The 9,251-nt window shown below is 70.5% G+C and carries 8 protein-coding genes and 1 pseudogene; 3 read left to right on the plus strand and 6 right to left on the minus strand.

Annotation, left to right across the window (positions count from 1 at the left end):
- A partial coding sequence (locus tag QR77_RS20310; protein ID WP_040023457.1) for a L,D-transpeptidase family protein occupies positions 1 to 617 on the plus strand: 617 nt, incomplete at its 5' end.
- Positions 618 to 662: 45 nt separating this feature from the next.
- Here QR77_RS20310 and QR77_RS20315 read toward each other — a convergent pair.
- The 6 genes from QR77_RS20315 to metG form a co-directional block, all read right to left on the minus strand.
- On the minus strand, positions 663 to 1,736 hold the full coding sequence (locus QR77_RS20315; RefSeq protein WP_150130416.1) for a DUF5937 family protein: 1,074 nt from the start codon (positions 1,734 to 1,736) through the stop codon (positions 663 to 665).
- Between the two features lie 92 nt (positions 1,737 to 1,828).
- Positions 1,829 to 3,793, minus strand: a complete 1,965-nt coding sequence (locus QR77_RS20320; RefSeq protein ID WP_078876920.1) for a CocE/NonD family hydrolase — start codon at positions 3,791 to 3,793, stop codon at positions 1,829 to 1,831.
- On the minus strand, positions 3,790 to 4,629 hold the full coding sequence (locus tag QR77_RS20325) for a transporter substrate-binding domain-containing protein (RefSeq protein ID WP_040023459.1): 840 nt from the start codon (positions 4,627 to 4,629) through the stop codon (positions 3,790 to 3,792). Before QR77_RS20325 ends, QR77_RS20320 begins: the two co-directional genes overlap by 4 nt.
- A 97-nt stretch (positions 4,630 to 4,726) precedes the next feature.
- A complete protein-coding gene (locus tag QR77_RS45205) occupies positions 4,727 to 5,500 on the minus strand; it encodes an amino acid ABC transporter ATP-binding protein (protein ID WP_052488918.1) in 774 nt (257 codons plus the stop codon).
- Complete coding sequence (locus QR77_RS45210) at positions 5,497 to 6,315, minus strand: amino acid ABC transporter permease (RefSeq protein WP_107068958.1); 819 nt, start codon at positions 6,313 to 6,315, stop codon at positions 5,497 to 5,499. The genes QR77_RS45205 and QR77_RS45210 overlap by 4 nt, the downstream gene beginning before the upstream one ends.
- A gap of 232 nt (positions 6,316 to 6,547) precedes the next feature.
- Positions 6,548 to 8,155, minus strand: coding sequence for a methionine--tRNA ligase (gene metG / locus QR77_RS20340; protein WP_040023460.1), 1,608 nt, complete (start codon positions 8,153 to 8,155; stop codon positions 6,548 to 6,550).
- 180 nt (positions 8,156 to 8,335) lie between these two features.
- Between metG and QR77_RS20345 the strand changes: the two genes are divergently transcribed.
- Complete coding sequence (locus QR77_RS20345) at positions 8,336 to 8,989, plus strand: response regulator transcription factor (protein ID WP_040023461.1); 654 nt, start codon at positions 8,336 to 8,338, stop codon at positions 8,987 to 8,989.
- Positions 8,986 to 9,251: pseudogene (locus QR77_RS47470) on the plus strand (hypothetical protein); the annotation flags it as partial. The gene QR77_RS20345 and the pseudogene QR77_RS47470, both read left to right, overlap by 4 nt.

Consider the following 9,251-nt stretch of genomic DNA (forward strand, 5'->3'; position numbering starts at 1 on the left):
CCCCGGCGGCGCAGACCGTCACCCCGGCCGAGCTGCCCGGACTCGGCCCCGCGACCCGGGCGGAGATCCCGGACGGCACCACCCAGGCCGTCGTGGTGACCGGCGCCACCCGGGACACCAACCAGGACACCGCCGTCATGTACGAGCGTGACCCGGCGACCGGCTGGCATCCCGTCACCGACCCGTGGCCCGCGCACAACGCGCTGCACGGCTGGACCGAGGACCACCACCAGGGCGATCTGCGCACCCCGATCGGGGTGTTCGGGCTCACCGACGCGGGCGGCAGGCTGGCGGACCCCGGCACCAAACTCCCGTACGACCGCGGCCCCGCCTTCTCGGCTTCGGGCACCGGCTTCAAGGGGGAGTCGCTCGCCGGGTCCTTCGACTATGTCGTCGCGATCAACTACAACCGGAAGCCCGGCACGACCCCGCTCGACTGGACCCGGCCGCTCGGCGCGCGCAAGGGCGGCGGCATCTGGTTCCACGTCGACCACGGCGGCCCGACGCAGGGGTGCGTGTCGCTGCCGAAGGCGCGGATGAAGGAGCTGCTGGGCCGGCTCGACCCGGCGAAGAAGCCGGTGGTGGTGATGGGCGACAAGGCGACCCTGGCCCGCTGACCAGGCGTCCCCCTCAGCGTCAGCCCCCTCAGGCTCCGGGCCTGCTCACCGCATCACCGTGGTGAGCACGTCGGCGCCCAGGTTCAGCAACAGCTCAGCGTGCAGCCGGTGGTACACCATCCGCCCCTCGCGCTGCGACGACACAAGACCGACCTCGCGCAGCCGCCGCAGATGCCGGGACACCTGCGGCTCGCCGATGCCCATGCGCTCGGCGAGTTCCGAGGTGGTGATCGGTTCGCCGAGGAGGTGGCGGCAGAGTTCGAGCCTGGCCGGTTCGGAGATCGCGGAGAGCCGGTCCCGTACGAGCGACTGCGACACCGGCGGCCGCTGTTCCCAGTCGCCCGCGATGAAATGCACGACGAGCGGCAGCCCCTCGTCCAGCTTCAGGATGAGGTGCGGCCAGCCGTGCATGGTGGGCACGAGGAAGCAGCCGCGATCCCGGATCGTCCCCCGCGCCGATTGCAGCTTGTCGTACGAGATGCGCGCCGGTTGCTGGGTCGCCGTGGCGGTCGGGCTGACCGACGTGAGCACCGCCCCGGCGCTCTCGGTCCGCAACTGCTCCCGCACCCGGGCCGCGACATCGCCCAGCCGGGGTCCGACGCGGCTCCACTCCTCGTCGAAGAACGCCTCGGCGCAGTGGTAGAGCGTGTCGACGAGCCCCGTACGGAACGACTCGGGGTCGTCCACCAGGGCGTTCGCCAGCTCCCCGCGCGAGAAGGAACGCCGCTCGCACGCCTTGATGAACTCCCGCCGCTCGGACGCGTTCAGCAGGATGTTCGCGCCGGGGAACACCACACCCCTGATCGCGTTCGCCGCGAGCCGTACGAAGACGCCGGTGTCGAGGCCGAGCAGCGAATCCAGCTCGTCGTGCAGGGTCCGGTCGAGCGGCTTGCGCAGCGGGAAGAACAGCCGGCAGCGGTAGCGCGCCCACATCGGCGCGTAATAGCGCAGCTCCTGCACGAGCGGTCCCGGGAGCCGGCCGCCGACCCGCGCGAGCCAGGTCCGCGACTCGGGGTGGTGCTCGGGCTCCGCCAGCACATGGAGACAGGCCAGAAGCTCGGCGAGCGGGGAGGTCCCCGCCACGAAATCCGAAGCGTCTGCCCCCTCTGCGTCGAGCACGACCACCACGCTTCGACTCTAGGCGCGGGTCTCGGCTCCCGCCAGGTCAGGGACCTGGCGGGAGCGCCGGACGAGCCGGAGGTGGCGTCGTCTCACGACCGCTCACCCACCACGAACAGCGTCAGCCAGGACGGCGTCCCCGGAGCGAGGTGCACCCGGTTGGTCGCGACGACCCTGCGCCGCGACCCCGCCTCCGTACCGCCCGTGTTCGGGTTGACGTCGAAGCGCGGGAAGTTGCTGGACGAGACGTCGAGCCGTATCCGGTGCCCGGCCTTGAACAGGTTGGCGGTGTCAGGCGCGATCACCGTGATGTCGTAGATCTCGCCGGGCTCCATGGGCTCGGGCCGCTCGTAGGAGTTCCGGTAGCGGGCGCGCAGGATCCCGTCGGTGAGATTCATGGCGTACCCGTTCGGGTAGTCCGCGCTCGGCGGGTGCACGTCCACCAGCTTGACCGTGAAATCGGTGTCGGGCGCGTCCGTCGAGACCGCGAGACGCACCTCCACGGGCCCGGCGACCGCGACGTCCTCGGGCAGCGGGTCGGTCTCGAAGACCAGCACGTCGGGGCGGCTCGCCAGCGGCAGGTGCGGCGGCTCGCCGCCGTACACCGTGTCGTCGGTGCGCTGGTCGAAGGCGCCGCCGACCATGACGGGCTCGCCGGAGGTGATCTGGCCGCCGATGGTGGGTACGGGGTGCGCCGGGTCGAAGTCGTAGGCGATCTCGCTGTCGACGCCCGCGAGGGGCTCGTCCCGCGTCAGCGCGCCGCGCTCGCGCAGATACAGCCGTACGGGCTCCGCCTCACGCGGCGGCCAGGCGTCGGCGACCCGCCAGCTCCCGCCGTGGTCGAGCCTGCCCTCGTCCGTACGCAGGCCGCTGCCGCCGCCCATCAGGAAGTACTGGACGGGCGGATAGCGGTCAGGACCGTCCTCGCCGGGGCCGGCCAGGTGCCGGGCGAACCACTCGGCGCGGAACTCCAGGTAGTCGGGGGCGAGGTTCCCGTCGAGGGTCGCGGCGGGACCGAAGTCGACGTCGCCGGAGTGGCTGACGCTGCGCGCGCCGTGCGTCCAGGGGCCGACGACGAGGTACGCCGGGCTGTTCTTGCGCGCGCCGAGCTGCTGGAAGTTCTCGACGGCGGTCCTGATGTACGGGTCGTACCAGCTCACCATGTGCAGGCTCGGCACGTCGGGGAAGTCGTCGTAGTAGCCGCGCCCGTAGATCCCGAGCTGCTTCCAGAAGCCGTCGAAGGGCCCGCGCTCCCACTGGTCGAGCAGGAACTCCTCGTACTCGGGCACCGAGCGCAGCGGCGAAGTCCCGCGCCGCCAGGGCATCGCCCCGAACCAGGCGCGCATGTCCTGCGACTCCAGCGCGGCGCGTACCACCGGATCGGCGAGCGCAGCCGGGCTGTGGAACGCGTGCCGGTAGGCCCAGGTCGCCTGCTTCAGCTCGAAGGCGCCGCCCATCCGGACCCCCGCGTCGTACGCGCTGGCGAAACCGCCCGAGTCGACGAACATCGCGGTCAGGTGGCGCGGCGACAGTGCGGCCAGCGCGGTCTGCGCGTGCGCGGAGTAGGAGACGCCGGTGGTCAGGACCCGGCCGTCGCACCAGGACTGCTCGGCGGTCCACTCGACGGTGTCGTAGCCGTCGGCGGCCTCGCAGAGGTACTTCACGAAGGTGCCCTCGGAGTCGCCTCGGCCCCGGCAGTCCTGGCGTACGACGTTGAAGCCGCGCCCGGCGAAGAAGGCGGCCTGCTCCTCGGGCAGGATCGGTTCGCCCCGCTCGTGCGGGTCGTGCCGGTGCAGGCCGTCCGAGACGCGGCGCTCCCTCCTGCCGTACGGGGTCCGCTCCAGGAGTACGGGGCCGGCGACGGGCCGGGGGCCGGGGGTGTAGAGGTCGGCGACGAGTACGGTGCCGTCGCGCAGCGGGGTGCGGATGACGTGGCGCCATACGGAGCCGCCGTGCGGGAGCGGGATCTCCTCGGCTTCGGTGCCGGCTTCGGTGCTGGTGCCGGTGGTCGCACCGGCGTCCGCGCCTGCCCCCGCGCCCGCGTCGGTCGTTGTCACTTATTGACCTGCTTCGCCAGTCCCGGCCAGATCTTGATGAGCTGGGGGGTCGGGGCTTCCGTGAACCACTTGTCGTAGATCTTCAGGAAGGTCCCGTCGTCGACCATCTTCGCGAGTTGCGCGTCGGTGGCCTTGAGGAGCTTGGTGTTCGACTTGCCCACGGCCATCGAGGTCGGGTGGTCCACCGGCGCTGAGACGGCGACCCGCAGGTTCTTGTACTGCTTGCGGTAGGCATCCGAGTCGGGCCCGCCGACGACGAACGCGTCCAGGCCACCCGACAGCAGCTTGGAGACCGCCGAGGGCTGGGTCTGGAAGTTGGTGAGGACGGCGCCGGACATCTTCTGCTTGACGAAGTCCTGCTGCACGGAGCCGGTGACGGCGCCGACCGGCTTGCCGCTGAACGCGGACAGGGCCGTGGCCTTGCTGTTCGTGCGGGTCAGGACATCGGTCGTGGACCAGTACAGGCCCTTGGTGAAGCTGACCGACTTCTGCCGCTCGGCGGTCACACCGAGGCCGGAGGCGGCCAGGTCGTACTGGCCCGAGGTCAGGCCCTGGAGGGCACCGGGCACGGTGCTCGCCTTGTAGACGACCTTCAGGTCCAGCCGCTTGGCGACCTCGTCGGTGAGGTCGACGATGAAGCCGGTCGGCTTGCCCTCCTTGGTGGCGCTCGCGAACGGCGGCTGGTCGGTGGAGACCGCAGCCGTGATCGTGCCCGGCTCCTGGAGTCCGTACTTGTCGCTGTCGGCGGAGCTGCTGCCGCCGCCGCAGCCCGCGAGGAGCAGGAGAGCGGTGGCCGCCGATCCCGCTGCCGTTGCCTTCATGGCGGTGTTTCTCATGGCGATGGGTCCTATCTGTGCTGGTCCGGGCGTGCTGTTCCGGGCAGTGCTGTGCCGTGTGTTTGGTGCTGAGCCGTGCGCCGCGCGACGCGTACCGTCAGAGGACTTTCGAGAGGAAGTCCCGCAGGCGCGGGCTCGTCGGGTTCTCCAGCAGGTCCCGCGCCGTGCCCTGTTCGGCGATCCGGCCCTCGTCCATGAAGATCACCCGGTCGGCGACCTCACGCGCGAACCCCATCTCGTGCGTGACGACGACCATGGTCATTCCCGAGGTCGCCAGCTCCCGCATGACATCCAGGACGCCCTTGACCAGCTCCGGGTCGAGCGCCGATGTCGCCTCGTCGAAGAGCATCACCTCGGGCCGCATCACCAGCGCACGGGCGATCGCCACGCGCTGCTGCTGCCCGCCGGACAGGTTGGCCGGCCGGCTGGCCGCCAGGTGGCCGAGGCCGAGCCTGCGGAGCTGGGTGTGCGCCCGCTCCTCGGCGTCGGCGCGGCTCATCTTCCGTACGTTGCGCAGCGCGGCGGTGAGGTTGCCCAGGACGCTGAGGTGCGGGAAGAGGTTGAAGTGCTGGAAGACCATGCCGATCCTGGCGCGCAGCGCGTCGACGTCCACGCCCGGATCGGTGAGCGGGACACCGGAGACGGACACCGTGCCGCTGGTGGGCCTCTCCAGGAGGTTGAGGCACTTGAGCACGGTCGACTTGCCCGACCCGGAGGGGCCGATGACACAGACCACCTCGCTCGGCGCCACGTCGAAGCTCACACCGCGCAGGATCTCGGCGGAGCCGTAGGACTTACGGAGGTCCCTGACGCTGATGGCGGGGGTGGCGGCCGGCGCGAGCGCCGTCCCTGCCACGGTTTCGCTGGTCATGCCTGGACCTCCTTGGTGCCCGTACGGCTTCCGGCGCCGGTGCCGTCGCCGGTGTCGAGGAGCGCTCCGGCCTGCTCCTCGCCGACCGCCGGGGCGAGCGGCGCGGGCCGGGCGGCGGAGGACGGCCCGTCGCGCATCTTGCGGTCCAGCCAGTTGACGAAGTACGTCAGCGGGATCGTGATCACGAGGTAGCAGAGCGCGGCGGCGACCAGCGACGACGAGTTGTACGTGGCGGCCTGCCGCTCCTGCGCGATGAAGTAGATCTCCCGCTGGCCGACCGAGAGGCCCAGCAGATAGACCAGCGAGCTTTCCTTGACGTCGACGATGAACTGTCCCGTCAGCGCCGGCAGCACATTGCGGATGCCCTGCGGTACGACGATCAGCCGCATGGTGCTCAGGTACGACATCCCGAGGCTGCGCCCCGCCTGCGTCTGCCCCGCGGGCACCGACTGGATGCCGGAGCGGAAGATCTCCGCGCAGTAGGCGGCGGATATCAGTCCGACGGCGACGACCGCGTAGCCGAGCGGGCTCCTGCCGAACGGCCGGATGCCTGCCGCCGGGAGGCCGAGGCCGACGAGGCTGACCGTCACGATCGCCGGCATGCCGCGGAAGACGTCCACATAGATCCGGGCGGGCAGCCGCACCAGCCGCTTGTTGGAGAGCAGCAGGACGGCCAGCAGCATGCCGACCACGAGACCGAAGACGATGGCGAGCGCCGCGATCAGGAGAGTGTTGGCGAGGCCCTCGGTGAGCAGCGTCGGCAGGGCACTGGTGATCTCGTGCCAGTCGAAAAAGGTGTGGAGAAAATCGTTCACGCGGTCGCTCCGATCGGCTACGGGGCCGTTCTGCGCCCGCGTACTCGGTGTTGGCGACACCCTAGGGGCGGCTCAGGCCGGTCCCCCTGACAGTTGCGCCACAGTGGTAACTGTCGGGGCGCGCACACGCGCGAAGGGCCCGGAAACCGTGGTTTCCGGGCCCTTCGGTCAGAGCGCGTACGAGGTCAGCGCCCTGCTCGCGCCGTTCGGGGCTCGCGCTGTGCGGGTCGCGCTACGCGGGCTTCTCCTCCAGACGCGGGAACAGCACCGCGCCCTTCGTCACCTTCGCCCCCACCGGCAACTGCCCCCACACCGCGGCGTCCTGCACCCGCTGGTCGGCGAGCGCGCCGAGGCCCTCGGCGGCGCCGAGCGACTCCCACAGCTTCTGCGAGGTGTCCGGCATCACAGAGTTGAGCAGTACGGCGCACGCGCGCAGCGCCTCGGCCGCCGTGTAGAGGACCGTCGCGAGCCGCGCCTGACCGGCGTCGGACGTGTCCTTTGCCACCTTCCAGGGCTCCTGCTCGGTCAGGTAGCCGTTGACCTGCTTCACGAAGTCGAAGATCGCGGCGATACCGCCCGCGAAGTCCAGCTCCTCACCGATCCTGCGGTCCGCCTCGGTGACGGCCTTGGTGAGGCCGTCCCGTACGGCCTGCTCGGCGTCGCCTTCGGCGGTCGCCTCCGGCAGCGCGCCGCCGTAGTACTTGCCGATCATGGCGGCGACACGCGAGGCGAGGTTGCCGTAGTCGTTCGCCAGCTCCGAGGTGTAGCGGGCGCTGAAGTCCTCCCAGGAGAACGAGCCGTCCTGCCCGAAGGCGATCGCGCGCAGGAAGTACCAGCGGTAGGCGTCGACGCCGAAGTGCGAGGTCAGGTCCTGCGGCTTGATGCCCGTCAGGTTCGACTTCGACATCTTCTCGCCGCCGACCATCAGCCAGCCGTTGGCCGCGACCTTGCCGGGCAGGGGCAGCCCCTGCGCCATCAGCATCGCGGGCCAGATGATCGCGTGGAAGCGCAGGATGTCCTTGCCGACGAGGTGCACGTCGGCGGGGAAGGTCGCGTCGAACTTCGCCTGGTCGGCGCCGTAGCCGGCGGCCGTCGCGTAGTTGAGCAGCGCGTCGACCCAGACGTAGATGACGTGCTTCTCGTCCCACGGCACCGGCACGCCCCAGTCGAAGGTCGACCGGGAGATGGAGAGGTCCTGCAAGCCCTGCTTGACGAAGTTCAGCACTTCGTTGCGCGCGGACTCCGGCTGGACGAAGCCCGGGTTGGCCTCGTAGTGGGCCAGCAGCTTCGGGCCGTACTCGCTGAGCTTGAAGAAGTAGTTCTCCTCCTTGAGGATCTCCACCGGAGTCTTGTGGATGGCGCACAGCTTGACGCCGCCCTCGCCCTCGATCAGATCGCCGGGGAGCTTGTACTCCTCGCAGCCCACGCAGTACGGGCCCTCGTAGCCGCCCTTGTAGATCTCGCCCTTGTCGTACAGGTCCTGGACGAACTCCTGCACGCGGTCCGTGTGCCGGGCCTCCGTGGTGCGGATGAAGTCGTCGTTGGCGATGTTCAGGTGCTGCCAGAGGGGCCGCCACGACTCCTCGACCAGCTTGTCGGACCACGCCTGCGGGGTGACGCCGTTGGCCTCGGCGGTACGCATGATCTTCTGACCGTGCTCGTCGGTCCCGGTGAGGAACCACACATTCTCGCCGCGCTGGCGGTGCCAGCGGGTGAGCACGTCACCGGCGACGGTCGTGTAGGCGTGACCCAGGTGGGGAGCGTCGTTGACGTAGTAAATGGGGGTGGTGACGTAGTACGTCTTCCCACCCGGCTCTGCGTGCTCTTCGGTGGCGGCCATGCTCGAAATTCTAACGGCGGCCGATGACCGGCCCCGACTGCCTGTGGACAACTCAGGCTGTGGTCAGGCTGTGGACAACTATTCGGGGGCGGCCCGGGACGGAGAGCTTTGCGAAACACTCTTTCCCGTAGGACGGGCACATCCTGAGACAGGACGGGCACGACGCGAGGGGACGGCAGCATGCGGGTACTGGTCGCCGAGGATGAGGAGATCCTCGCGGAACTGGTCGCCACCGGCCTGCGTCGCGCGGGCTTCGCCGTCGACACCGTCTACAGCGGCGACGCAGCCCTCGCGTACCTGGGACTGCACGACTACGACGTCGTCGTCCTCGACCGTGACCTGCCCCGCGTCCACGGGGACGACGTGGCGCGCAAGCTGGTCGCCGACGCGTCCCGTACGCGCATCCTGATGCTCACCGCTTCCTCCTCGATGGAGGACCGGGTCGCGGGCCTGGACCTGGGCGCCGACGACTATCTGGGCAAGCCGTTCGAGTTCCCCGAACTGGTCTCCCGGGTACGCGCCCTGCGGCGCCGCAGCTCCCGGCCCGTACCGCCGCAGCTCGAACGGCACGGCGTACGGCTGGACTCCGTACGCCGGACGGTGTCGCGGGACGGGCGGGCGCTCGACCTGTCCCCGAAGGAGTTCTCGGTGCTCCAGATCCTGCTGGAGGCCGACGGGGCGACCGTCTCGGCCGAGCAGCTCCTCGAACGGGCGTGGGACGCGCACGCCGACCCCTTCACGGGAGCGGTGCGGGTCTGCCTGAGCAAGCTGCGGGGGAAGCTGGGGGAACCGCCGCTGATCCGTACGGTGCAGGGTGTGGGATACGCGCTGTGAGCGGCGCCCGGGGCGTCAGAGGCGTCCGTACGCGCATCGCGCTGGTCTTCGGGGCGGTGTTCGTGGTGCTCGGCGCCTGCCTGCTGGCCGTGGTGAACCTGTTCTCCAGCGCCGGTACGGACAGCGAGGCGGCGGCGATCGCGGCGCGGGCGAGAGTCATACCGGCGGCCTCGGCGGCGCCGGGTAGGGCCGTTCCTGAGCCGAAGCGGCCTGAGGCGCGGGCGTCCGAGGCGCGCGCCCCCGAGGCGCGGGTGCCGGAGCA

The sequence above is a fragment of the Streptomyces sp. 150FB genome, assembly GCF_000818195.1.
Classification (GTDB): domain Bacteria; phylum Actinomycetota; class Actinomycetes; order Streptomycetales; family Streptomycetaceae; genus Streptomyces.

Excerpts from the sequence above, each read along its gene's own strand:
- QR77_RS20345 (WP_040023461.1), top strand. The coding sequence starts at position 8,336 with ATGCGGGTACTGGTCGCCGAGGATGAGGAGATCCTCGCGGAACTGGTC.
- metG (WP_040023460.1), bottom strand. The coding sequence starts at position 8,155 with ATGGCCGCCACCGAAGAGCACGCAGAGCCGGGTGGGAAGACGTACTAC.
- QR77_RS45205 (WP_052488918.1), bottom strand. The coding sequence starts at position 5,500 with ATGACCAGCGAAACCGTGGCAGGGACGGCGCTCGCGCCGGCCGCCACC.
- QR77_RS20325 (WP_040023459.1), bottom strand. The coding sequence starts at position 4,629 with ATGAGAAACACCGCCATGAAGGCAACGGCAGCGGGATCGGCGGCCACC.